Source organism: Larkinella soli (assembly GCF_003703975.1).
GTDB classification, from domain to species: domain Bacteria; phylum Bacteroidota; class Bacteroidia; order Cytophagales; family Spirosomataceae; genus Larkinella; species Larkinella soli.
In genome coordinates this window covers 376,714-402,256 of record NZ_QTJY01000002.1, presented here as the reverse complement: position 1 = coordinate 402,256, position 25,543 = coordinate 376,714, and the positions used below count along the sequence as shown (strand labels likewise).

The window sequence follows — 25,543 nt, the reverse complement described above, 5'->3', positions numbered from 1 at the left end:
GCAACGGCCTTGCCGCCATTTCCATGAACAATCATGAATAAGTTCATAAAAAATATCCTGTCCTTCTCGCTGAAGAACAAGTTCTTTGTCTTCTTTCTGACGGCCGTGGCCGCCGTGGCCGGGTACATCAGCTACCGGAATACGCCCATCGAAGCGTTTCCGGACGTGACCAACACCCAGATCACGCTCATCACCCAGTGGCCGGGCCGCAGCGCCGAGGAAATCGAGAAGTTCGTCACCATTCCCGTCGAGATCGGGCTGAACCCGGTCCAGAAGAAAACCGACATCCGCTCGACCACCCTCTTCGGCCTGTCGGTCGTGAAGGTGCTGTTCGAGGACGGTGTGGACGATGCCTTCGCCCGCCAGCAGGTCAACAACCTGCTCAGCAACGTCGATCTGCCCGAGGGCGTCAAACCGGAGGTGCAGCCGCCCTACGGCCCCACCGGTGAGATTTTCCGGTATACGCTCAAAAGCGGCACCCGCTCCGCCCGTGACCTGAAAACCCTCCAGGACTGGGTGATTGACCGCCAGTTGAAAAGCGTTCCGGGCGTCGCCGACGTCGTGAGCTTCGGCGGGGAGGTGAAAACCTACGAAATCTCGGTGGACCCGCGCCGGCTCCTCGACTACGACATCACCCCGCTGCAACTCTATCAGGCCGTGGCCAATTCCAACGTCAACGTCGGGGGCGACGTGATCGAAAAGAACTCGGAAGCCTACGTCGTCCGGGGCATCGGCCTGCTCAGAAACAGCCAGGATATTCAGAATATCGTCATCAAAAACGTTCACGGTACCCCCATCATGGTGCGGAACGTGGCTCAGGTGAGCGAGTCGGCCCTGCCCCGGCTGGGTCAGGCCGGCCGCGACCGGCAGAACGACGTGGTGGAATGCATCGTGGTGATGCGGAAGGGCGAAAACCCCAGCGAAGTCATCGAACGGGTTAAAGACAAGATCACGGAACTGAATACGAGGATCCTGCCGTCGGACGTTAAAATCGACACGTTCTACAACCGGGAAACGCTCATTCACTTCGCCACCCATACCGTGACGCACAACCTCATCGAGGGCATCGTGTTCGTGACGGTCATCGTCTTCCTGTTCATGGCCGACTGGCGCACCACCGTCACCGTGTCGGTCATCATCCCGCTGGCGCTGTTGTTTGCGTTCATCTGCCTGCGGCTTCGGGGCATGTCGGCCAACCTGCTCTCGATGGGGGCCATCGACTTCGGCATCATCGTGGACGGGGCCGTGGTCATGGTGGAGGGGATTTTCGTCACCCTCGACGAGATGGCACACCACAACGGTATGGAGAAGTTCAATAAACTCGCCAAACTGGGCGTGCTGCGCCGAACCGGCACCGAGATGGGCAAAGCCATCTTTTTCTCCAAGCTGATCATCATCACCTGCCTCATCCCGATCTTCTCTTTCCAGAAGGTGGAGGGCAAGATGTTCTCCCCGCTGGCCTGGACGCTCGGCTTCGCCCTGCTGGGCGCCCTGATCTTTACGCTGACGCTGGTGCCGGCCCTGACGAGCATCCTGCTGAAGCAGAACGTACGGGAAAAACACAACCCCTTCGTGGCGTTCATCAGCCGCCACGTTACCCGGGCTTTCGGCTATACGTTCGCCCACAAACGGGCCAGCCTGCTGGCGGCCGTGGCGTTGGTGGTAATCGGCCTGTCGGGCTTTACGCTGCTCGGAACGGAATTTCTGCCCGAACTCGACGAAGGCTCCATCTACGTCCGGGCCGGCATGCCGATGAGCATTTCACTGTCCGAGTCGGTCTGGCTCACGACCCGGATGCGGCAGGTGTTCGAGGAGTTTCCGGAGGTGAAGGGCGTCATCTCGCAGACCGGCCGCCCCAACGACGGCACCGACCCGACCGGTTTCTACAACGTCGAGTTTCTGGTAGACGTTTACCCGAAAGACGAGTGGAAGGAGTCCATCACCAAGGAGCAGCTCATCGACCGGATGCAGGAGAAACTGAAGGTTTTCCCCGGTGTGGATTTCGGCTTTTCGCAGCCCATCATGGACAATGTGGCCGAGGCCGTCTCGGGCGTCAAAGGTTCCATTGCGGTGAAGATCTACGGCCCCGACCTCTATACCCTGGAAAACAAATCCCGGGAAGTCGAGAAGCAACTGGCGACCGTCGACGGCATCCGGGACCTGGGTGTGATCCGGAACATCGGCCAGCCGGAACTGCGCATCGAACTGGACGAGCAGAAACTGGCGCTCTACGGCGTCGATAAGGCCGAAGCCGAGGCCGTCGTGGAAATGGCCATCGGCGGAAAAGCCGCTACGGAAATCTACGAAGGCGAACGTAAATTCGACCTCCGCATCCGGTACATCCCCTCGTTCCGGTCCAATGAAAGCCAGATCGCCGAACTGATGGTGCCGACCCGCAACGGCACCCAGATTCCCATCAAGGAGATTGCGAAAGTGTACACGCAGACCGGCCCGGTGCTGATCTACCGCGAAGGCAACCAGCGGTACGGGGCCGTCAAGTTCTCAGTGCGGGGTCGTGACATGGGCAGCACCGTGGCCGAAGCGCAGCAGAAGGTGAATGCCCACGTCAAGCTGCCGCAGGGCTACACCATCAAATGGGCCGGCGACTTCGAAAACCAGCAGCGGGCCACCCAACGGCTGGAACAGGTCGTCCCGGTCAGCCTGTTCGGCATCTTCCTGATTCTGTTCGTGCTGTTCGGGAATGTGCGGGATGCCGGCATGGTGCTGCTCAACGTCCCCTTCGCCATGATCGGCGGCATTGCGGCCCTGCTCATTACGCACGTCAACTTCAGCATTTCGGCCGGGATCGGTTTCATCGCCCTCTTCGGCATCTGCATTCAGAATGGGGTCATTCTAGTGTCGGTGTTCAAGAAAAACCTGCATAACCGGCTGTCGCTGAACGACTCTATCCTGCAGGGCGTCCTGTCGAGGGTCCGGCCGGTGGTCATGACCGCCATGATGGCCGCCATCGGTCTGATCCCGGCGGCCGTGGCGACCGGCATCGGTTCGGAAACCTCCAAACCGCTGGCCATCGTGGTCATCGGCGGGCTGATCACCGCCACCGTGCTGACGCTGCTGGTCTTCCCGCTCGTCTTCTACGTATTCTACCGGGGCCGGGCGGCCTGACTGCCCGGCCCCGGACGGCGGTATGGATTGGAATTTTTTGTCAAAAGTTCGGTCTGATTTCGTCAATCCTCAGATTCTTAGTAAATTATCGGCAAAACCAGCTCTGTCTTTATGTGCTGTTTCTACCGGGTTTTCCTCTTTATTTCCTGCTCTCTTTTCGCCGGTCCGGCCGTTTCCCAGGTACCGAAACTCCAGTTGCAGCCGGTGGCTTCCGGTTTCCAGGCACCGGTCGACCTGGCGCACGGAGGAACCGACCGGCTGTATGTGGCGGAAGCCGGCGGACGGATCAGGATTCTGGAGTCGTCGGGAACCGTCCTTTCGACGCCCTTCCTTCAGATACCGGCTTCCCAACTGAGGGATACGAAGTTCAACGGTATCTTCAGTATGGCGTTTCACCCGGATTTTCAGGGCAACGGGTTTCTATATGTCTATTACGCCCGCAGTGACGGCTACTCGGTCGTGTCGCGCTTCACCCGCAATGCCGGCAATCCGAACGTGGCCGACCCGGCGAGCGAGTCGGTGGTCATGGCGATCCCCTTTCCGGACAACGGCCACCGGGGCGGACGCCTGCTGTTCGGTCCCGACGGCTTTCTGTACATTTTTCTGGGCGACGACGGCAACGGCGACCGGGGAAAGACGGGCGACCCGCTCGGCAACGCCCAGAACCTGAAAAAACCGTACGGCAAAATCCTGCGCATCGACGTCGACGTCGCCCCGCCCTACCGGATTCCTGCCACTAACCCGTATCAAACTCCCGGCGACAGCATCCCGGATGAAATCTGGGCCGCCGGCCTGCGGAACCCCTGGCGCGCCGGCTTCGACCGTCAGACCGGCGACCTCTGGCTGGGCGACAACGGGCAGGACGGTTACGAGGAGGTGAACTTCGTCCCGGCCTCGAGCGGCTCGCTTCCGGCCGGTCTGAACTTCGGCTGGCGGTGTTATGAGGGATCTCATCCCTACGTGGCGACGGGTTGCGCGCCGGCCGCCAATTTTACGATGCCCCTGCTGGAGTATGCGGGCTTTTCCAACAACGGCGGGCAGAGCAGTTCCGTGGTGGGCGGTTTCGTCTATCGTGGAAGCCGGTTTCCGGGCCTTCAGGGCTGGTACGTCTACGGCGACTACGCCCAGGGGAAGCTGTGGCTGCTTCGCCGGGAAGCCGGCAGCCTGCAAAATACGCTTCAGACGCCGGTTCTCGCCAATCCCGTCGGGTTCGGACAGGGGGCCGACGGCGAATTGTACGTCCTGACCTTCAATGAAGGGACCGTATACCGGCTGAGGGCCGGAGATCCCACCGCCAACCGCGCCCCGGCCGCCCCGGCGGTTTCCTCCCTGAGTGCGACGGCCGGCCAGACCTTCAGGGCGGTTCTGCCTGCGTTTACCGATGCCGACAACGACTACCTGACCTATTCCGTGACCGGGCTTCCTCCCGGCCTGACTTTCGTTCCGTCTACCCGCACGCTTTCGGGCACCACCTCCCAGACCGGCTCATTTACCGTGGCTTACGCAGCTACGGACGGGCTGGTTTCCGCATCGGTTTCGCTGAATCTTGCCGTCTCTGCGCCCGGCCCGGTGACCGTCACCGGCAATTTCGAGGGCTTTCTCGACCGGGCCGACTGTAACTCCCTGTACGGCTGGGTCTGGAACCGGGACAAACCCAACGTCAGCTATACGGTGGAGTTTCTGGACGGAGCCACGGCCGGATCGGCAACGGTGCAGGGAACCACGGAAGCCAATATCTTTCGGCAGGACCTGAAAAATGCCGGGAAAGGAAACGGTGTCCACGGCTTTCTGCTGAACACGCCCGCGAGCCTGCGCGACGGCCGGGCACATACCGTCTGGGCGCGGGTGCAGGGCAGCACCTATCTCCTGAAACTTTCTCCGAAAACGGTGACCTGCCCCACTTCCGGGAATCCGCCACCGCCCCCCGTCAACCTTCCTCCGGCGGCCCCCGCGGCCGGCCCCCTTTCCGCGACCCAGGGCGTCGCCTTTTCGACCGTGCTTCCTGCCTTCACCGACCCCGAAGACGGACCGCTCACCTATGCTCTGACCGGCCTGCCGGGCGGGCTGAGTTTTTCGGCCCTATCCCGTACCATCAGCGGAACGCCGAGCGTCACCGGGCCCTTCAGCCTGACCTATTCCGCCACCGATACTAAACCGCAAACCACCAGTCTGGCCCTCAGCCTGACCGTCGGAACGGCCGCACCGCCCCCGCCCGGCCCGGTGACCGGCAATTTTGAAGGCTACCTCGACAAAGCCGACTGCGGAGGGTTGCGGGGCTGGGTATGGGACCGCAACAAACCCAATACGGTCATGGTCGTTGAATTTTACGAGGGTAGCACCGTGCTGGGTCAGGTGAGAGCCGATCTATTCCGGCAGGACCTGAAGGATGCCGGCAAAGGCAACGGGGTTCACGGTTACAGCTTCCCCATTCCCTCCGCTTTCCGGGACGGCCGGGCGCACTCCGTCGGCGCCCGGATCGCGGGCAGTGCCTACGTCCTGAAAGGGGCGCCCAAAACCTTTACGTGTGCGCCGGCGGGCCGGATCGGCACCGCCCCGGTGGCTGACTTCCATGTGGTCGTGCGGGGAAACCCGGTCGGGGAGGAACTGGAGGTGGAAGTGCAGGGCGCTGAAAGCCGTCCGCTTCGTTTCGAACTGATCGATCTGCAGGGGCGGGTGATTGAAAGCCGTCGGCTGGAAAAAGCGGCAAAGGTTGAATATCAGCGGTTCGACCTGAGAACGCCGGCGACGGGGCTGATGGTATTGAAGGTAAGCACCCCGGAAAAAAGCCGCCAGGTCCGGCTGCTGCGCCGGTAAAAAGTCGTTTAGTGGTGACGGCTGAGAGTCTTCGGTCACTTCGGGATCCAACGGAGGGCATCCGGTTCGTACCCGTTTTGTTATCCCGCAGACCACCCCCCGGCCCCCTCCTAAAACAGGAGGGGGAGTGCGCTGCCATTTTTAAGACCTGCGAAGCCACCCCCTCCTTGGTAAGGAGGGGGGCGGGGGGTGGTCGGCCTTCCCCAAACCCCCGGCGGCAGCGATGCGGCTCACTGTGGAACGCCCTGCTGTTCGAGCCGGCGGAGTACCTCGCCTTTGTAATTGCGGCCGATGGGAAGCTCCATCCGCCCGATCCGGACGCCGGTGGGGTTGAACGCCTGCACCCGGTCGACGGCCACCAGAAAGGAGCGATGAATCCGCAGAAACCGGTCGGGGGGCAGTTTTTCTTCCAGTGAGCTGATCTTCAAATACGTCACCAGCTGACGTTCCGCCGTCCGGATTTTGATGTAGTTCTTCATGCTCTCGACCCACAGGATTTCGTCGAGCTGCACCTTTACCATCTCCCGGTCGACCCGTACGTAAAGGTGGGAGGGCGATTTGCCCTCCTTGTCCGGAAGCATCGTCTCCGTCTGCCGACGCTGCCAGGCTTTGCCGATGGCTTTCAGAAACCGCTCGAACAGAATGGGTTTCAGCAGAAAATCCACGACGTCCAGTTCGTAGCCGTCGAGCGCAAACTCGCGGTAGGCCGTCGTGATGATGACCTGCGGCTGCTGGGGCAGGGTCCGGAGCAGGTCGAGGCCGGTGAGCCGGGGCATCTGGATGTCGAGCAGCAGCAGGTCCACCGGCTTCCGCTGGAGGAGTTGAAAAGCGTCTTCGGCACTGTGACACAGGCCCACCGGTTCGAGATACGGGACTTTTTCCATGTAGGAAGCGATCAGGTCGGCGGCCAGCGGTTCGTCATCGACGATCAGGCATCGCATCTTCATAGGCGGGTTCGGTTTCAGGCTCGGTGGAGACGGAAAGGTCGGCGGAATCCTCCAGGGCCGCGAGTGAAAGGGTCAGGCAGACGGTAAACCGGTCGGCCTCGGGGCGGATGTCGAGCGTGTGGGCGCCCCGGTACAGCAGATCGAGCCGTCGCCGGACGTTCTGGAGGCCGATGCCCGACTTGCTCCCGGAGGGCTGCGGCTCCGTGCGGCTGTTGGCGATCCGGACCACCAGATTCGGTCCTTCCATTTGCACCCGGACCTCGATCCAGGGGTCAGCCTGCCGCCCGCCCAGGCCGTGTTTGAAGCAGTTTTCGACGAACGGCAGCAGCAGCAGGGGGGAGATAGTGAGCCGGTCGGGCAGCGGATCGACGGTGACGTTCACGTTCAGGTGGTCGCCGTACCGGATTTTCTGGAGACGGATGTAGTTGTCGATGTATTCCAGTTCGTGTTGCAGCGGGATGCGCTGGTTCCGGCTGTCATAAAGCATGTAATCGAGCAGCGACGAAAGCCGGTAGATCATCTCCGAGGTCTGGGGCGAATTCCGGAGCGAGAGCGCGTAGATGTTATTGAGCGTATTGAAAATAAAATGGGGCTGCACCTGGGATTTGAGCAGTTCCAGTTCGGCTTCGCGCTTGTCGAGCAGCAGTTGCTGGGCCATCTGCCGCTGGCGGTACCACTGGCTGACGAAGTACAGCAGCACCGCCACGCCGAGCTGGGTGCTGAAGTCGATGGCCGAAACCAGCAGCGTCGGAAAGAAAAACAGCGGCAGGTTGTTCAGTTCCGGCCGGTGGAGCGGCTGAATCCAGTAATAGGTCACGATGCGGTACAGGACCGCCACCGACACCACCGTCAGGGCCAGCCCACCAAAGAACAGCCGGTATTGCTGCCGGAGCAGAAACCGCTCGATCAGCCCGTAGCGGGTGACATATACCCCCCCGGCCAGCATGGGCACATAGGCCAGCGAATAGAGCAGTTCGGTTTCGAACGGGTTGCCGAAAAGGCATCCGTCGTAGGCGGCCTTCAGACTTCCCAGCCCCAGCCAGGAGTACAGGAAGTAGACCGTCCAGAATACCGCATGGAGCGCCGGTCGCGGTAAGGTTCTGCGCATCATAAGCCGTGAAGATCAGCGGAAAAAAATCCCTTCAAGGTAGCGGGTTTCCGGGGAAAAGCGGCCCGCCGGAAGCCGTTTTGGGACAAACAACCGTTTCGTCGGACGAACGGCGGTTTCTGCGGCCGGAAGCGGTTCGTCAGGGGTTTGCGGAAGAGTGTTGCCGGTGGCGGGCGTTGGGATAAAATCCCGGCAGGGCGGCTTTCGGGCGTCCTATTTTTGGAGAAACCCGTCTCTGCCGTTATGAAGTCCACCCCCGGTTTGCTGCTTCTGCTTCTGATGATTGCACCGTCGGTCCACAGCCAGCCGACGGCCCGCACCTTCCGGCCGGACTCCGTTCAAAAAGCCGTTCAGGCCGTCGCCATCGAAAAGAATCTGACCGTCGACGGTCTTCTCAGCGAAACGGAGTGGCGGCAGGCCCGGCCGGTCGCCGACTTTCGGCAGATCGACCCCGTGCAGGGCGGCCGCCCCCGCTCACCGACGGAAGTACGGGTCCTGTTCAACCGGAAGTATCTGTATATCGCAGCGATCAACTACGACTCGCTCGGCTCCCGGGGGCTTCGCGCTCCGGATTTCAGACGGGATTTCAACCCCGGCGGGCATGACTATTTCGGCCTGTCGCTCGACGGCTTCAACGACCGCCGGAACGCCATGGCCTTTCTGACCAACCCCTTCGGCACCCAGCGCGACCTGATCGCCTTCGACGACGTGCTGACCGACCTCGACTGGGACGCCCTCTGGCGAGTGCGGACCAGCCGGACCGACACCGCCTGGGTGGCCGAAATCGCGATTCCCTGGCAAACCCTGCGCTATGCCCGCACGACCGATTCGACGGCGGACTGGGGAATTAATTTTTTTCGTAATCGTCGTTCGATCAATGAGCTGTCGGCATGGTCGCCGTTTCCGAGAGCCTTTTCGCCCAACCGCATGGCCTACGCCGGCCGGCTGACCGGCCTGAAACCGCCCCCGCCCTCGACCAACCTGCGGGTTCAGCCCTATCTGCTCTTTGCCGGGGATTCCGGCCCGGAGCACCCGGGGTCGGTTCGGCGGAGCCTGAAAACCGGGGGCGACCTGAAGTGGGCCATCAACCCGAACGCCGTCCTCGACCTGACCTTCCATACCGACTTTGCCCAGGCCGACGTCGACCGGCAGGTCAATAACCTGAGCCGGCTGTCGGTGTTTTTTCCGGAACGGCGGGCCTTTTTTCTGGAGAATGCGAGCCTGTTCGGAGCCGGTCTGGCCCCCGACTTCATCGGGTATGCCGGTACGGTTGGGGGCGGAAGCATGGTGATCCGGCCGTTCTTCAGCCGCACCATCGGCCTGGCGACCCGGCCGGACGGGACCGGCATCCCAATCCCCATTGCGGCCGGGGCGCGGTTCGTGTACCGGTCGGCCCGGCAGAACTTCGGAGGGCTCCTCATGCGGCAGCGCCCGGCCGACGATGGCCCCGCGACCGACTTCATGGTGGGGCGGTATTCCCGGAACCTCGGCAGTCAGAACCGGATCGGGGGGCTTATAACGCTCAAAAACCGTCAGGCCGGGGCAGGGGAGGCCCGACAAAACGGCGTGGGTGCCGTGGACGGTTTTTTTCGTATCAATAATTCCCTTTCCTACCAGGCCATGGCGGTGGCTTCGGCTTCCGCAGGACATACGGGCCGGGGCTTTGCCGGTTACAGCCAGTTCTATTACCGCTCCAACCAGCTGGTGGCCTGGCTGACGCAGTCAGTGGTGTCGAAGGGCTTTTCGCCGGAGATGGGGTTTGTGTCCCGCAGCGACGTGCTGGCCCATACGCCCGGCTTTTACGCCGTCAACCGGGGGCGGTGGCTCCCCGCCCGCATCCGGGAGTTCGACCCGGGGATGTATGTCGAAGTCTACCACAAACTTTCCACCGGGCGGCTGCAGGAAGGGCAGGTGATCCTGAGTCCGGTCTGGTTCATGTTTCAGAACGGCGGCTTTTTCGGCCTGTTTGCCAAACCGGCTTTCCAGCGTCTGGACCCGGAAGATGTCCGGCCCCTGAACCTGAAACTTGCTTCGACGACCTATCGCTACCTGCGGTTTGCCTTCGCCCTCGGCAATGACCCTTCCGGAAAAGTGGCTTACCAGCTTATCGGCGAAACCGGTGGGTATTACGACGGGCGTATGGCGAACCTCCAGGGCCAGCTCCGGCTATCGCCCGTGCCGCAGGTGTCGGTGACGGCCGCCGGTGAACTCAGCCGGTTTCGGGCCGTCGGGGCCGACCGGTTTTCCCGTACCATCGGCCTTTACAGCCTGGAATGCCGGCTGGCGCTGAACCCGCGTCTTCAGGTGATCGGCTTTTACCAGCGGAATACCTACACGGCCACGAGCGGCCGAAATATCCGGTTTTCCTGGGAATTCAAACCGCTTTCTTTCGTCTATCTGATTTATAACCAGGGGTATAGTTTTTCAGATTTCGGGGTTCCCCAGCGGGAACGGCACCTGATCGGAAAAATATCGTACCTGAAACAATTCTGAAGATGCGTCCGAACGATTCCAATCCAAACCGCCGGGACTTTTTGAAAATGAGTGCTTTGCTGAGCGGCTGGCTAACCCTTTCCGTCGATCTGCCCGCTGCGGTTTCGGCCGCTCGCCCGGGTACGCCTGCCGGCGGGTTTTCGCCCAGCCTGTTTGTCCGGTTCGGGCCGGACGGCTCGGTGATCTTCAATCTGCCCAAGCAGGAAATGGGCCAGGGCATCGGCACGGGGCTGGCGATGGTCTTTGCCGACGAACTCGGGGCCGACCTGAGCCGGATGACCGTCGCTCAGGCGGATTATAACCCGCAGTTCGGCGATGTCGTTCAGGGCGTAACGGGTGGCAGCAATTCTATCCGGGCGTGCTGGAAACCGCTGCGGGAAGCGGCCGCCCGGGTTCGGGCGCTGTTCATTACCGCTGCCGCCGGGGTCTGGAACGCGCAACCCGCCGGCTGCTACACCGAAAACGGATTCGTCATCGACCGTTCCACCGGCCGCCGGCTGGCTTTCGCCGACCTGCTCGACCGGGCCGCGCGGCTTGACCTCCCGGCCACGGCCCCGCTGAAAGACCCGAAGGAATATCGCTACATCGGAAAGCCGGTCGCTAACCATCGTACCCGGAGCATCGTTCTTGGGCAGGCCCGGTACGGCCTCGATCTCGAACTTCCGGGAATGCTCCATGCGGCCGTCGAACGCTGCCCGGTGTTCCTGGGGAAGCTGAAAAGCGTTGACGATTCGGCGGCCCGACGGATGCCCGGGGTCGTGGCCGTGGTTCGGATCTCCGGACTGCGCAAAGACATCAGGCTCAGCCCGTTCGAGGGCGATACGGCCACCTATCCCTACACGGTGGCCGAAGGCGTGGCCGTGGTCGCTACCTCCACCTGGGCGGCCTTTCAGGGCAAAAAGGCACTGAAGATCGAGTGGGAGGGAGGGCCGTTCGGCGGAGTGTCGGACCAGACGGTTCAGGATCAGCTTTCGGCCGCCCGGACGGAAACCGGCAAAACCGTTTTCGAGTACGGGCCCGTCGACCGGGCTTTCGGGGAAGCCGGCCGTGTGGTGGAAGGAACGTATGATACGGGTTTTCAGGCCCATGCCATGATGGAACCGCTGACCGCCGTGGCCGACGTCCGGCCGGACGCCTGCGAACTCTGGGCGGGGCATCAGTACGGCCGCCGGGTGGCCGGGGAGGTGGCTGCCGTCCTGAACCGACCGACCGATCAGGTTCGGGTGCATATCCTGCCGTCGGGGGGCGCGTTCGGCCGGCGGTGGGAGGCCGATTTCGTCGTGGAAGCGGCCCTGATTTCGAAGGAGGTCGGTAAACCGGTCAAGGTGACCTGGACGCGGGAGGATGAAATCCGGCACGACTATTACCACGCGGCCGAGCGGGATCACCACCGCGTGGCCCTCGATGCCGCCGGGAAAATCCGGGCCTGGGACCTCCGGCGATTCACCTTCGACTTTTTTGCGGGCTGGTCCTGGAATCCTTACCGCTACGGTATTCCGGCCGCCCGGATGCGGGCGGTTCTGCTGCCGTCGCCCCTGCAGACCGGGTCCTGGCGGAGTGTGGGCTCCCACCGGGAGACCTTCGCCCGGGAGTGTTTCGTCGATGAAATGGCCCACTCGCTCGGCAGGGACCCGCTGGCTTTCCGGCTCGAACTGCTCGCCGAACCGCCGGTTGTACCGGAGGGCCAGGCTAACCCGGCCGACTGGCTGGCGAAGGCCGAATATGACCGGCGCAAAACCCGCCGGCTGCTCGAACGGGTGGCGGAAGTATCCGGCTGGCTTCCTTTGGGGAGCCATCCAGCCCGGGGCATGGGCGTCGCCGTCACGAACTATTGCGCCCAGGTCGTGCAGGTCGAGCGGGCGGGGGAGAATCTGCGGGTGAAAAAGGTAGTGGCCGTCATCGACTGCGGCATGGTCATCAACCCCTCGCTGGTGAAGGGACAGGTCGAAGGCGGCATTATCTGGGGATTGCAGGCGGTATGGTACGGCGGAATCCGGCTCCAGGAGGGCCGGGTGCAGCAGAGCAATTTCCACGATTACCGGATGATCCGGATGCACGAAGCACCGGAGATTGAAGTGCATCTGATCGACAGTGACGAACCGCCCTCCGGCGCCGGCGAACCGGGGGTGCCGGCGCTGGCCCCGGCTTTCAGCAATGCGGTTTTTGCCCTCACCGGCGTTCGCATCCGCAGCTTGCCGATGGATTCGCCCGGGCTGATGACCGGCCGGAAGTCCTGAGCGGTTTCAGTAGGCGAGCAGCCGCCCGCAGGCGATGAGAGCCACCCAGACCAGAATGGAACAGACGGCCGCCAGCCGGGCCGCCAACGGGGTGGGATGGTCGGGCCAGGCGGAAACCGACCGGAACGTACGCCGGTGAAAAACCGCCACGTTGAGTCCGGCAATGACCAGCAGACTCATTTTCAGCCAGAAGGTCGGGTTGCGGCCCAGTTCCACGGCATTGGTGGTGAACAGCAGCAGCCCGGTGGGAATGACCAGGGCCAGCCCCCGCCGTGACCAGGGCAGCAGGTAGCGGGCCAGCCCCGTGACCGGCAACGGGCGGGCATACCCCAGCAGCCGCAGGTCGAACAGGAGGGCGGTGCCGACCAGCAGTACGATGCCCAGAATGTGAATGATTTCCAGCCAGGGATAGAGCCAGTCCGACTGCCGGATCGCCACCGCCCAGGCGGTTTTTTCCAGCCAGGCCAGCCCTTCCTCCATCAGCGCAGTTCGTATTTCTGGCCGTCGATGAAGATGCGTTCCACCCGCATTTCATCCTTGATCTGCTTGTGCGGATAGCCCACCACGCGGACCGACGCCCCGGCCCTGATCATCTCGGGCGTGACGCCCCGGTCCTGCATACGGGTGGTGGGGGCCAGCACGACCGTCCAGGTCTTGTCCTTGTCCTTCAGGCGGGCGGTGGCATGGGGGTTTTCGTATTTGGAGGACTCGATGGTCCCGGTATAATCCAGAACGATATTCTGGTCGTAGTTGGACCAGCCGTGGTGCAGAACCGTAAAGGCGGTGCCGAGGGTCAGCAGCAGTGCGGCCGCTCCGAATTTCAGGGTTTTCATGGGTTTACCAGGGTTTTGTTTAATCTTACGACGGCCTCCATCGGGCAGTCAGACGGTTTTCCGGATCGACCGAAGGCAAAAGGGCCAGCGGCCAACCGGCCTGCATTCGCTTCCAGGGCCATTTTGTATACGCGTGTCGAAGCCTGCTTCTACAAACCGGCCACTTCTCCGGACGTATAGTATACGCACCTAATTTAATGTTTTTCAGCGAATTTGTTGATTCAGGGTTCAACAGAAAGGCAACATCTTTTTTAATGGTACCAACGTTCAGTGAAGCTGCCGATCGAGCGGACGTCCGGCCTGAGTCGGGAACCGGAAGTGGAGGAGACGCAATTCGCGGGCGGCATTCCGGAGCTGGATGGAGTCCACCTCGAACCGGATCGTAAACGGTTCGGCCACGAAATGGTCGCCGTTCCACTGGGGAGCCGCATTGCCCTCCATATAAATGCTCAGGTGGTAGAGGTTGCCCGGCTGCCGGACGACGTCGAAGTGAAGATCAGGGGTGGCCAGCCGGATGGGATCGCAGCCGGTCCCGGAGGCAACGACCTCCAGCCAGTCGGCAATGGAAGAAAGTTCAAAGGTGGAGAGAAGCACCGCCGTGATCAGCGAGGACCGACCCCGGGACCGAAGTTCGATGCTTACCAGAAGCTCATTGCTGGCGAGCGTATCAGCGGCTTCCGCTTCCTGATAGTCCAGTACGTCAAGAAGCAGACTATTTCCTCCCTGTCGTAAAATCAGCATAGATGTTTGTTCCAGATTTTCAGATAAATATAAAGCGAATCCCTGCGAAAGTCAACCCTTATCCGCTGACTTTTTTGTCTGTTTAGTCTACGGCCGTTTTTAGTTGAACAGGATTTATCTCCTTTATTTCAGAAGTTTTCTTAGCGCGGATTCCGGCCGGAACGGCGCCGGTCCGACCGAGGAGTCGGTGCAGGATCGCCACACTTTTTTCGAGTTCTTCTTCGGTGCTGGAGGCAAAGCCCAGCCGGGTGCCGTTCAGCCGGCGGCCGGGCAGATCGTGCTGGGTTCCGTCGGAAAAGAACAGGCCCTCCTGCCGGGCCTGTCGCGCCAGCAGCGGCAGGTCGATGGCCGGGTCGAACCGGGTCCAGACGGCCAGCCCGCCGTCCGGTCTGGTGAACTCCACCGCCCCGGCCAGTTCGCTCGTCAGCAGGCGGCAGAAATGATCCCGCCGGGTCTGGTAGGTTTTCAGGGATTTTTTCAGATGCCGTCGGATGTCGCCGTTCCGGAAGAGCTGCCCGACGGCAAATTCCAGCATGGGGTCGCCCTGCCGGTCGATGATCCGGCGCAGCCGGGCCAGTTCGTCGATCACCTCGACCGGAGCCGCCACATAGCCGATCCGGAAGGCCGGAGCGATGGATTTGGACAGGGAGCCGACGTGGATCACCATTCCGTGCCGGTCGGCGCTCGCCAGCGGCAGAATAGGCCGGCCGAGGTAGTGAAAATCGAAATCATAGTCATCCTCGATGACGGCAAAACCGTATTCCCGGCTCAGCTGCAGGAGCTGAAGCCGCCGGTCGGCCCGGAGGGTCACAGTGGTAGGGTAGTGGTGGTGAGGGGTGAGGTAGACCAGCCGGACGGGCCGCCGGCGACACCAGTCGGCCAGGGCGTCGACATCCAGCCCGAACCCGTCGACCGGCACTGTCTGCACCACTGCACCGGCCTGCCGGAAATTCATGTCGGCGCCGGCCCAGTTGGTTTCTCCCACCACGACCGTATCGCCTGGACGGAGCAGCAAGAGGCTGCTCAGGTGGATGCCCATGATGCTGCCCCGGGTAATCAGAATATTTTCGGGCGTCGTGCGCAGCGCCCGGGTTTCGTTCAGGTAGGCCGAAAGTTCGGCCTGCAGGAGGGGATGCCCCCGGGTGTCCGCATACCCGAAATGCCGCTGCGGTTTTCCCCATCGGAAGTAACTTCGGTAGGCGCGGGCGAGTTCGTCCATCGGTGCCAGCCGGATGTCGGGGAAACCGTCGTCGAGCCGGAGCGGGGTATCGGGCGATAATACCGGCATCTGGATATGGTCCGGCCGGGAAAACAGATAACCGGGCCGGCGGCCGGGGTCCGGTGGGGCTTCTCCGGGCGTCAGGGCCTGGGGAAGCGGCTGGGGAAGATGATCGGGGATGTAGGTGCCGCTGCCGGGCCGCGCTTCCAGCCAGCCCTGGGCCAGCAGTTCGTCGTAGGCGGCCACGACGGTGCGCCGGTGCAGGTCGAGCAGCTGGGCCAGCCGGCGCGTCCCGGGCAGTTTCCATCCGGGTTCGAGCACGCCCTCCCGGACCATCCGGCCCAGTTGCTCGGCCAGTTGCAGGAAAACCGGCTGGGCCGACGAGCGGTCGAGGGTAATCAGTGTCTTGAAGGGAATCATAACCGGACTATCTGTTTTCCAAAAACCGGATGATTGGGATGCGCCGGTAAAGGAGCAATTTTGTCCGGTCAAAATCAATGAAATCCGAAGATGAAAACACCCCGTACTACCCCCAGCCGCCTGGCAAAAAGAGCCGTTTACGACGAAGAAACCATCCATGCCATTCTGGACGAAGGGCTTTTCTGTACGGTCAGTTATGTTTCCGACGGCGAACCCCGGGCTATTCCGACCGCGTACGGGCGGGAGGGAAACCGGCTGTTCATTCACGGATCGGTGGGCAGCCACTTCATCCGGGAACTCGAAAACGGCGGGCCGGTTTGCCTCACGGTGACGCTGGTGGACGGGCTGGTGCTGGCTAAAAGCGGTTTCAGCCACTCGGTCAATTACCGTTCGGTGGTGGTTTTTGCGCGGGCGGAGAAGGTGGAAAACGGGGAGGAGAAGGTGAAGGCGCTGGCCCGCATCACGGATCAGCTGGTGCCGGGCCGCTGGGAGTGCCTGCGGCCGGAAACCGAAAGCGAGGTCCGGAAAACGACGGTGCTGGCCTTCCCGCTGGAGGAAGCCTCGGCCAAAGTCCGGACGGGCGGCCCCAACGACGAGCCGGAGGACCTGGCCCTGCCGATCTGGTCGGGGGTGATTCCGGTTCGGACGGTCCGGGATCAGCCTCAACCCGACGCAACGAGTGCCGGCCTGCCGCTTCCGGCTCATTTAGCCTGAGCCCGACTTTGGAAGGATGAAATCCCGTTTTTATTTAGCAGACAAAAAATTTAACTTGTTTTTAATCGACTTATCGGCAACTTTAACGGCCCTATAACCGGGTTTACCAGACATGGTGCGTAATTTTGTATTCCAACCATTACAAAGGATGAATACAAATCATTACAATATTCTGTTCGTTGGCCGGGACCTGCGCAACTGTCTGGCCGATAGGGTGCCCGCCGACAACAGGCGGAACGGCTTCCAGTTTGTCTGCCTGCCGGGCGCTTCGGAACTCTGGTATTATCTGGATCAGCAGGCGGTGATGCCCCAGCTCCTTTTGCTGGACATCGACCTGCCGGATCACCGGGGGCTGGAAGTGCTGGAAACCCTGCGTGACCACCCCGTCTACCAGACAATAGATACGGTAGTCTGCACCAGTCTGGATGATCCGGAATGGGAAGCGATGTGCCGCCAGGCGGGGGCCAATCAGATTCTGCTGAAGCGGGAAATCAATTGATAGCGTCGGCCTGAACCGGAGAGACGATCGGCAGCGGGAGGTCTCCGGACGGGCCGGATCGGTCTGAATTCCGATCCGGCCTTTACCGTTTTACAGCATCAGCATAGGCTCGGATTTCAGAGCCTCAAGAACCGGAGCAATCCGGCGTCGGGCCACGCCAAGCACCAGGCCGTTGGTCAGAACAATCTCCACTTTTTTGGCAGATTCCTGCCGCAATTCCGCAATGTGTTCACGATTGATAAGCGCACCTTTGCTCAGTCGGATGAAGGTAGTCAGCTAATGCTGCCAGACCCCCAGTGTTTTGGCGGTCAGCACCTCCCTGTCGTTTTCAAGATGTACCAGGGTGTAGTTGCCTTTTGCCTCCAGCCAGACCACTTCCATGATCGGCACGAAATAGGTTAAGGATGGCAGACGGAGGAAACCCGGGAATTTGTTGGTCATTGCATGTAATAGTTAATTGGAAATGGTTGCAGTCTAAACCGTAGCCGACGAAATGGTATCAAAAACGAAACATTTTCTCTTAATCGGTTACAAATGAGCGTTTGACAGTCCCTTTCGCCGGAGGTTTAACGGGTATCGGGAATAAATTTTTGGGGTGAAACTTCCGGCGGTCAACCGTCCAGGGAGGGGAAGGGAAGAGTCGATTCCCCCAAAGACAAGACCCGACAAAATGCCGGGTCTGTGCAGGCTACCAAATGTATGGCTTCCTTATTGGACCTTTTTCCGGTCAACGGCATCTCCAACCAGATTCATCACACCAACGGTAATGATTCCACCAATTATCATGCCGACCAGGGTCGACAGCGGATCGGTCAGGCCGTGGTGAACGGATGACCGCCACCAGGCGGATCCCAGCAGGTAGTCCCGGATCCCAAAACTCATCAGAACAAAGGACAGAAGATTCAAAAGCCTGATCATCTTGCAAGGTCAACGTATAAGGGTTGACTAAACTAACCTTTTGGAAAGGAGATGAGTAAATTTTACGAGGGAGCGGCCTTGAAATCTGATTATTCGGTACCGGAATCGTCTAATTTTTAATCATTCTATTTCTCAATAATTTGGTAGTAAAAAGCAGGAAACACGGTGGTTATAATTGGTGGTAATTTTATAATAAGGTAATTATAAGGCTGATAGCGTGATTTTGTTTTTGTTCAGCTATTATATGTAGAGTCACCGCATAGCCGGTTTTCTGTTCGAAGAACTTTCCGCCATGTCCGAATAAGACAATTCCTGAGGCCGGCATCCGGCCGGTTTAACCAGCCGGATTAAACTATGAAAACTAAGTAATACGTCTGCACGCACCGTTCGCAGTGAAAGGAACCCTTTCGGACAGTTAATAATTTTAAAGACTTATTTTAGAAGGCTTTTTAATAAGTTTGCTAAATTGGCTTCTTCTTTATAAAAATAAATATTAAGTCAGGTGATTTCCAGCTTACCGGAAGCTAACAATTTGTAGAGGTCTTTGATTTTGGCATATCGATCAGGCATGCATTTGGGTGATTATTTGAATCTATATCGCGACAACCTGCTGGAGGACGTCGTTCCCTTCTGGCTCGATCACTCGGCTGATCCGGCCTTCGGGGGTTTTCTGACGTGTCTGGATACCGCCGGTCGGGTGTATGATACCGATAAGTTCGTCTGGCTTCAGTGTCGTCAGGTCTGGACGTTCTCGATGCTGTACAACCGGGTTGAAAAGAAACCGGAATGGCTCGATTTTGCGGTTCAGGGCGCGGAATTTCTCCGGAAGCATGGCCGGGACGCGGAGGGCAACTGGTATTTTGCCCTTACCCGCGAGGGCCGGCCGCTGGTACAGCCTTATAATATCTTCTCCGACTGCTTCGCGGCCATGGCCTTCGGGCAGTTGTATCTGGCGACCCGGCACAAGCCGTACGCCGATCTGGCCGTCGATACCTTCCTGAACATTCTTCGCCGGCGCGAAAATCCCAAGGGGCGTTACTCGAAAGTCTACCCGGATACCCGCCCGCTGCAAAGCTTCGCCCTGCCGATGATTCTCTGCAACCTCGTGCTGGAAATGGAGCCCCTGCTGGAGCCGGAACTGGTGCAGGGGACCATCTCCAGCGGCATCCGGACGGTTATGGACGTCTTTTACCGGCCGGAACTCGGCCTCGTTTCGGAAAACGTGGGGCCGGACGGCTCCTTTTCCGATTCGTTCGAAGGGCGGCTGGTCAATCCGGGACACGGCCTGGAAGCCATGTGGTTCATCATGGACCTCGCCGGGCGCTCGTCCGACCAGGCCACGATCCGAAAGGCCGTCGACATTACGATCAACACCCTCGAATTCGGCTGGGACCCGAAATACGGCGGTATTTTCTACTTCCTCGACTGCCGGGGAAACCCGCCCCAGCAACTGGAATGGGATCAGAAGCTGTGGTGGGTTCACATCGAAACCATCGTCAGCCTCCTGAAGGGTTACCTGCATACCGGCGACGCACGCTGCCTGACCTGGTTTGAAAAGGTACACCGGTATACATGGGACCATTTTCCCGACCCGGTCCACGGGGAATGGTACGGGTACCTCAACCGGCAGGGGGAGGTGCTGCTGCCCCTGAAAGGCGGGAAATGGAAAGGCTGTTTCCACATTCCGCGCGGGCTGTACCAGTGCTGGAAAACCCTGGAGGCCATCGCAGACCGGCAGCCCACCCCGGTTCTTCCTCTCTGACCCTATGGCCCACCTCCCCGCCCGAACGGCCGGTCTTCCGGCCACCGCCGATCCGGAAAGCCGCTCCTACACCCCGGCCCTGATTTCGCTGTCGGTGCTGTATTTCATGATGGGTTTCATCACCTGCCTGAACGATACGCTGGTGCCGTTTTTCAAAAAGGGGTTCAGTCTCAGCTACGCCCAGTCGTCGCTGGTGCAGTTTTATTTCTTCCTGACCTACGGACTCATGTCGGTTCCGGCGGGAAGGATCGTCGGGAAAACCGGCTATAAACGCGGGATGGTGGCCGGTTTCGGGATGGCGGCCGTGGGGGCGCTGTTGTTTTATCCGGCCTCCCTGCTTCACGAATATTCCCTGTTTCTGGCCGCCCTGTTCATTCTCGCCGTCGGCATCGTGCTGCTTCAGGTGGCCGCCAATCCCTACATCACCGTTCTTGGCCCGGCCCGCACGGCCTCCTCCCGGCTGACGCTCATTCAGGGGGTAGGGTCGGTCGGCACCACCACGGCCCCGGTCTTCGGCGCCTGGTTTCTTCTCGGCCCGCTCCGGCAGGCGCAGGCCGGAAGCGAGGCTGTCCGGTATCCCTATCTCGGCATTGCGGCCCTGCTCCTGGTCATTGCGCTGGCGGTGGGGCGGCTCCGGCTTCCCGCCGTCGGGCCGGCCAAACCGGATTCAACCGAAGCGGAACCCCGGAGTATGTTCGGGTTCCGGAATCTGCGGTTCGGCATCGGCGGTATTTTTTTCTACGTGGGGGCGGAGGTAACCGTCGGCACCTTTCTGACCAATTACATCGCCGATACGCTCGCCATCCCGGAGTCGGAAGCCAACGGGTTCGTTTCCTTTTACTGGGGCGGGATGCTCGTCGGCCGGCTGGCGGGGGCCTGGCTGCTCCAGCGCATCCGGCCACAGAACGCGCTGGCTTTCTGTGCCGCAGCGGCTTTCCTGTTGATCGGAGTCTCGGTCGGCACGGCCGGTTACGTCGCCGTCTGGTCTCTGATTGCCGTGGGGCTGTTCAATTCCGTCATGTTCGCCATTATCTTTTCACTGTCCGTCAGCGGACTGGGCCGGTACACCACCCGGGCGTCGGGCCTGCTGTCGACGGCCATTGCCGGCGGGGCGGTGGTGTCTTATTTTCAGGGCGTCCTGATCGACCTTTCGGGCTGGGCCGTAGCGTTCAGCCTGCCCATGCTTTGTTATATTTACATTCTGTTTTATGGCCTCGACGGCTATAAGACGAACCGGAGCGGCTCCGGGTCCTGAATCCTATGAACCGAAGACATTTTATTGAAAACCTGACCATCGGCACCGGGGCTGCGGCCGTCGGGCTGAGCGGTCCGGCTTCCGCACAGGGAACTACCGAACGACGGGTAACCTCCCGGACCCGCGACGACCGGGCCGCCGACCTGGTCATTGCCGGGGGCGGGCTGGGCGGGGTGGCCGCAGCACTGGCGGCCCTGCGCAGCGGCCTGACGGTCATCCTGACGGAAGAAACCGACTGGATCGGCGGGCAAATCACCCAGCAGGGCGTGCCGCCCGATGAACATCAATGGATCGAAACCCACGGGGCTACGCGGATGTACCGGGGGTTCCGGACGGCCGTGCGGGATCATTATATCCGGGCTTACCCGCTCGTCGAATCCGCCAAAACGGATCAGCTCAACCCCGGCAACGGGTCGGTTTCCCGGCTTTGCCACGAGCCCCGCGCAGCCCTGGCGGTGCTGAACGCCCTGCTCGCCCCTTACCTCAGCGCGGGCAAACTGACCCTACTGCTGGAGCATAAAATCACCGGTGCGGACGTGACCGGCGACCGGGTCCGCGCCCTGAAGGCACTGGACCTGCGCAGTGGGCGGGAAGTCGTGCTGTCGGCGCCTTATTTTGCCGATGCGACCGAACTGGGCGACCTGCTGCCCCTGACCGGCACGGAGTTCGTCACCGGCACCGAGTCGCGGCAGGAAACCCGAGAACTGCACGCTCCCGAAAAGGCCGACCCCGACAACCAGCAGGCGTTTACGGTCTGCTTCGCCATGGACTACATCCCGGGCGCCAACCACGTGATCGACAAGCCGAAGGACTACGATTTCTGGCGGAATTTTACCCCGAAAATGACCCCGGCCTGGTCGGGCCGCCTGCTCGACCTGATGTATCCGACGCCCTCGACGCTGGTTCCGAAGGCGCTCGGTTTTCATCCCGAAGGCATCTCGCTGGGGGATAAACTCAACCTTTGGAACTATCGCCGGATCATCAGCCGGGCCAACTTCCAGCCCGGCTTCTTCCCCGGTGACATCACCAGCGTCAACTGGCCCCAGAACGATTATTCTCTGGGGAACCTGGTGGGCGTGAGCGAGAAGGAGTTCAAAAAGCACGTCGACGGCGGAAAGCAGCTGAGCCTTTCCCTGCTTTACTGGCTGCAAACCGAAGCACCCCGCCCGGACGGCGGGCAGGGCTGGCCCGGCCTGCGCCTGCGCCCCGACATCATGGGCACCGATGACGGCCTGGCGAAATACCCGTACGTGCGCGAATCCCGGCGCATCCGGGCACTGTTCACAGTGCTGGAAGAACACGTCGGGGCGGCCAACCGCGCCCGGATCACCGGGAAGGCCGAAACCCGCGCGGCCGACTTTTACGACAGCGTCGGCGTCGGTTATTACCACATCGACCTGCACCCGAGCAGCCGCGGCAACAACTACATCGACTTCCCGTCGCTGCCGTTCCAGATTCCGCTGGGGGCGCTGCTGCCCCGGCGCATGGAGAACCTGCTGCCGGCCTGCAAGAACATCGGCACCACCCACATCACCAACGGCTGTTACCGCCTGCATCCCGTCGAGTGGAGCATCGGCGAGTCGGTGGGACTGCTGGCGGCTTATGCCCTTGAGAAAAAGGTCATTCCGCGGGCGGTGCGCGAACAGAAACCCCTGCTGGACGACTTTCAGCGACGCATCCGGTCGCTCGGCATCGAAACCCACTGGCCCGCGGCCTAACCCTGACTAACCCTATGAAACTCTTTCCTTCCATTTTATTGATTACGGCCTTCTCGTTCGCCTTTACGGCCGAGCGAAATCACGTTCGGGTCCGCTTCGGGACGCCGGCCGACACCCCGCCCGACAGCAGCCGGTTTACGCCCATGATGCTGGTGCAGGGGCTGGACGAGCCGATGGAGATGGCCATCCTGCCCAACAACGACGTGCTGATCGTCGAGCGGAAGGGCGGGGTCAGGCTCTACGAAGCCTCGTCGAAGGAGGTGAAAACCATCGCGAAGTTCAACGTGTTCAGCGGGATCGAGGACGGGCTGCTGGGCGTGGCCGCCGACCCGGATTTCAGAACCAACCACTGGGTGTATTTCTACTACGGCGTGGGCGGTGACCGCTGGGTGAGCCAGCTGGTCCGGTATGAACTCCAGGGCGACCGGCTGGTCGAAGCCTCGAAAAAAGTGCTGCTGGAAGTGAAAACCCAGCGAAAATACTGCTGCCACTCGGCGGGCTACCTTACCTTCGGCCCCGACGGCCTGCTCTATCTCTCGACCGGCGACAATACCAACGCCGAGGAAATCGAAGGCCACAATCCCACCGACGAACGGCCCGGCCGCGAACTCTCCGACGATCAGGCTTCGACGGCCAACAGCAACGACCTGCGCGGTAAAATCCTGCGTATCAAACCCGAACCCGACGGCAGCTACACCATCCCGGACGGCAACCTGTTTCCGAAAGACGGTTCCAAAGGACGGCCGGAAATCTACGTGATGGGCGTCCGCAACCCTTTCCGGGTGTCGGTCGATCCGAAGACGAACTATGTCTACTGGGGTGATGTCGGGCCGGATTCGGAAGTGCCGTCGCTGGAGGGGGTGATGAACTACGACGAGATCAACCAGGCCCGGAAGCCCGGCTTTTTCGGGTATCCGTATTTTCTGGGCAACAACGAAGGCTTTCCGAAATACGACTTCGCCACCAAACAGGAGGGACCGAAGCAGGACCCGCAGCGCCCGGTCAACAACTCCCCGCACAATACCGGCGTCAAAGAACTGCCGCCTGCCCAGCCGGCCATGATCTGGTACGGCAAACAGGCATCCAAACGGTTTCCGCTGGTCGGGAGAGGGGGCGCCAGCGCCATGGCCGGGCCGGTTTATTACCGCGACCGGTTCGAAGGGGCTAAATACCGCCTGCCCGCCTATTACGACGGTAAACTGTTCATTTTCGAATGGATCCGCCGGTGGATCATGGCCGTTACGCTCGACAAAGACGGCAATTATGTCGGCATGGAGCCGTTCCTGAGCCACCTGAAGCCGGTCGCCCCGATCGATATGCAGTTCAACCAGGACGGCTCCATCTACCTGCTCGCCTATGGTACCAACTGGTTCGCCAAAAATACCGACGCCGGGCTGATCCGGATCGAATACGCCGAGGGTAACCGCAACCCCATCGCCGATATTCAGGTGGATAAGGTCTACGGGGCCGCCCCGCTGAAGGTGACGCTCTCGGCCGCCCGCTCCAGAGACTACGATCCCGGCGACGCGCTGACGTTTGCCTGGCAGATCGGCAATCAAAAAGTCAGCGGAAAAGACGTGGTGCATACCTTCACCAAACCGGGCGTCTACAACGTCACCCTGACGGCCGGCGATCCGCAGGGCGGGGAAGGCATCGCCACCATCCAGGTGAAAGTGGGCAATACCCCCCCGACGGTGCAGCTCAGCACCAGCGCCAACCGGACCTTTTACTGGGACAAGGGCAGCCTCGACTATCAGGTACGGATCACCGACCCGGAGGACGGCACCATCGACCCGGCCCGGACGGCGGTTTCGTTCACCTACCTCGAACACGGCAACGACCTGGCGAGTGCGCTGGCCGGCGGCTCGGGGGCGGTGGTGCAGCACGTCCAGGGGGAAAAGCTGTTCAAAGGGTCGGACTGCAAGGCCTGCCACGCGGTGGAAACGGCCTCCATCGGTCCGAGCCTGAAAGCCATATCGAACCGCTATAAGGGCAAAACCGGGGCGGTCGATCAGCTGGCGCAGAAAGTGATCAAAGGCGGCAGCGGAGTCTGGGGCACCTACCAGATGTCGGCCCACCCCGACCTGCCCGTACAGGAAGCCCAGGAAATGGTGCGCTACATCCTGTCGATGAGCGAGCAGCCGGTGCAGCTTCCCCTGAAGGGGAAACTGCCGCTGACCGATCACGAAGGAAAGGGCAACGGGGGCGCCTACGTGCTCATGGCGAGCTACCGGGACAAAGGCGCGCTCGGCATCGAACCCCTGACGACCAGCCGCCACCTCGTGCTGCGGTATCCGAAACTGGAGATGGAGGATTACGACGAGGGCCGGGTGGGCGTGGTGATCGCCACCGCCAATACCGGCTTCGTGTCCTACATCCGCCGGCTGTTGCCGGGCGGTTTCGTCAAATTCGGTCAGCTCGATCTGACGCAGGTCGCCCATCTCCGGTTCCGGGTGCGGCCGCAGGGGGAAGGCGGCCGGCTGGAGGTCCACCTCGACAGCCCGCAGGGGCCGGTCGTCAGTTCGCTGGACATTCCGGCGGGTCCGGTCACCGAAGCCGCCGACGGCTGGATGGACCGGGCGGCCCCGGTGAAACCGACGGCCGGGCTGCACGACCTGTATTTCGTGTTCGTGAACCCCGACGCCGGCCGGAAGGAACTGTTCCAGCTGGACTGGGTGATGTTTGAGAGATAAGTAAACCACCCCCCGGCCCCCTCCTTACCAAGGAGGGGGTGATATA

General features: G+C 61.1%; 19 protein-coding genes. 11 read left to right on the top strand and 8 right to left on the bottom strand.

Going from position 1 to position 25,543, the window contains the following annotated elements; all coding sequences use genetic code 11:
* The first annotated feature begins 33 nt into the window (after window positions 1-33).
* Window positions 34-3,126, top strand: a complete 3,093-nt coding sequence (locus DX909_RS07885) for an efflux RND transporter permease subunit (RefSeq protein WP_128544599.1) — start codon at window positions 34-36, stop codon at window positions 3,124-3,126.
* 111 nt (window positions 3,127-3,237) lie between these two features.
* Window positions 3,238-5,940, top strand: coding sequence for a PQQ-dependent sugar dehydrogenase (locus tag DX909_RS07880; protein WP_128544598.1), 2,703 nt, complete (start codon window positions 3,238-3,240; stop codon window positions 5,938-5,940).
* A gap of 230 nt (window positions 5,941-6,170) precedes the next feature.
* On the opposite strand, the gene DX909_RS07875 is transcribed toward DX909_RS07880, so the two are convergent.
* Window positions 6,171-6,887 carry a LytR/AlgR family response regulator transcription factor gene (locus DX909_RS07875; protein WP_128544597.1) on the bottom strand — a complete coding sequence of 239 codons (717 nt, stop codon included), beginning with the start codon at window positions 6,885-6,887 and terminating at the stop codon, window positions 6,171-6,173.
* Complete coding sequence (locus DX909_RS07870; protein ID WP_128544596.1) at window positions 6,859-7,998, bottom strand: sensor histidine kinase; 1,140 nt, start codon at window positions 7,996-7,998, stop codon at window positions 6,859-6,861. Before DX909_RS07870 ends, DX909_RS07875 begins: the two co-directional genes overlap by 29 nt.
* Window positions 7,999-8,238: 240 nt before the next feature.
* On the opposite strand from DX909_RS07870, the gene DX909_RS07865 reads away from it, so the two are divergent.
* Together DX909_RS07865 and DX909_RS07860 are read left to right on the top strand one after the other, a co-directional pair.
* The gene (locus DX909_RS07865; RefSeq protein ID WP_128544595.1) at window positions 8,239-10,488 is read left to right on the top strand and encodes a carbohydrate binding family 9 domain-containing protein; all 2,250 of its coding nucleotides are present in this window, start codon (window positions 8,239-8,241) and stop codon (window positions 10,486-10,488) included.
* Between the two features lie 2 nt (window positions 10,489-10,490).
* Window positions 10,491-12,725, top strand: coding sequence for a xanthine dehydrogenase family protein molybdopterin-binding subunit (locus DX909_RS07860; protein ID WP_128544594.1), 2,235 nt, complete (start codon window positions 10,491-10,493; stop codon window positions 12,723-12,725).
* A 6-nt stretch (window positions 12,726-12,731) separates the two neighbouring features.
* On the opposite strand, the gene DX909_RS07855 is transcribed toward DX909_RS07860, so the two are convergent.
* The 4 genes from DX909_RS07855 to DX909_RS07840 form a co-directional block, all read right to left on the bottom strand.
* Window positions 12,732-13,205 carry a DUF6644 family protein gene (locus DX909_RS07855; RefSeq protein ID WP_128544593.1) on the bottom strand — a complete coding sequence of 158 codons (474 nt, stop codon included), beginning with the start codon at window positions 13,203-13,205 and terminating at the stop codon, window positions 12,732-12,734.
* Window positions 13,205-13,558: a DUF6152 family protein gene (locus DX909_RS07850; RefSeq protein WP_128544592.1), complete on the bottom strand. Its 354-nt coding sequence runs from the start codon at window positions 13,556-13,558 to the stop codon at window positions 13,205-13,207. The genes DX909_RS07855 and DX909_RS07850 overlap by 1 nt, the downstream gene beginning before the upstream one ends.
* 267 nt (window positions 13,559-13,825) lie before the next feature.
* Window positions 13,826-14,299, bottom strand: a complete 474-nt coding sequence (locus tag DX909_RS07845) for a WapI family immunity protein (RefSeq protein WP_128544591.1) — start codon at window positions 14,297-14,299, stop codon at window positions 13,826-13,828.
* 82 nt (window positions 14,300-14,381) lie between these two features.
* Window positions 14,382-15,938 (bottom strand): aminotransferase-like domain-containing protein, encoded by a 1,557-nt coding sequence (locus tag DX909_RS07840; protein WP_128544590.1) that lies wholly within the window; start codon window positions 15,936-15,938, stop codon window positions 14,382-14,384.
* A gap of 90 nt (window positions 15,939-16,028) precedes the next feature.
* On the opposite strand from DX909_RS07840, the gene DX909_RS07835 reads away from it, so the two are divergent.
* Together DX909_RS07835 and DX909_RS07830 are read left to right on the top strand one after the other, a co-directional pair.
* Window positions 16,029-16,652 (top strand): pyridoxamine 5'-phosphate oxidase family protein, encoded by a 624-nt coding sequence (locus tag DX909_RS07835; RefSeq protein ID WP_128544589.1) that lies wholly within the window; start codon window positions 16,029-16,031, stop codon window positions 16,650-16,652.
* Window positions 16,653-16,800: 148 nt separating this feature from the next.
* A complete protein-coding gene (locus DX909_RS07830; protein WP_164851220.1) occupies window positions 16,801-17,151 on the top strand; it encodes a response regulator in 351 nt (116 codons plus the stop codon).
* A gap of 90 nt (window positions 17,152-17,241) precedes the next feature.
* On the opposite strand, the gene DX909_RS07825 is transcribed toward DX909_RS07830, so the two are convergent.
* Together DX909_RS07825 and DX909_RS29470 are read right to left on the bottom strand one after the other, a co-directional pair.
* Window positions 17,242-17,415, bottom strand: a complete 174-nt coding sequence (locus tag DX909_RS07825) for a LytTR family transcriptional regulator DNA-binding domain-containing protein (protein ID WP_262707509.1) — start codon at window positions 17,413-17,415, stop codon at window positions 17,242-17,244.
* Between the two features lie 12 nt (window positions 17,416-17,427).
* A complete protein-coding gene (locus DX909_RS29470) occupies window positions 17,428-17,592 on the bottom strand; it encodes a hypothetical protein (RefSeq protein ID WP_164851219.1) in 165 nt (54 codons plus the stop codon).
* Between the two features lie 258 nt (window positions 17,593-17,850).
* Between DX909_RS29470 and DX909_RS29990 the strand changes: the two genes are divergently transcribed.
* The 5 genes from DX909_RS29990 (at window position 17,851) to DX909_RS07805 (ending at window position 25,497) form a co-directional block, all read left to right on the top strand.
* Window positions 17,851-17,985, top strand: coding sequence for a hypothetical protein (locus DX909_RS29990; protein ID WP_262707506.1), 135 nt, complete (start codon window positions 17,851-17,853; stop codon window positions 17,983-17,985).
* Between the two features lie 652 nt (window positions 17,986-18,637).
* Window positions 18,638-19,831 (top strand): n-acyl-d-glucosamine 2-epimerase, encoded by a 1,194-nt coding sequence (locus DX909_RS07820; RefSeq protein WP_128544586.1) that lies wholly within the window; start codon window positions 18,638-18,640, stop codon window positions 19,829-19,831.
* A 4-nt stretch (window positions 19,832-19,835) separates the two neighbouring features.
* Complete coding sequence (locus DX909_RS07815; RefSeq protein ID WP_128544585.1) at window positions 19,836-21,086, top strand: sugar MFS transporter; 1,251 nt, start codon at window positions 19,836-19,838, stop codon at window positions 21,084-21,086.
* 5 nt (window positions 21,087-21,091) lie between these two features.
* On the top strand, window positions 21,092-22,804 hold the full coding sequence (locus tag DX909_RS07810) for an FAD-dependent oxidoreductase (RefSeq protein ID WP_128544584.1): 1,713 nt from the start codon (window positions 21,092-21,094) through the stop codon (window positions 22,802-22,804).
* Window positions 22,805-22,818: 14 nt separating this feature from the next.
* The gene (locus tag DX909_RS07805) at window positions 22,819-25,497 is read left to right on the top strand and encodes a PQQ-dependent sugar dehydrogenase (protein ID WP_128544583.1); all 2,679 of its coding nucleotides are present in this window, start codon (window positions 22,819-22,821) and stop codon (window positions 25,495-25,497) included.
* Window positions 25,498-25,543: the final 46 nt, after the last annotated feature.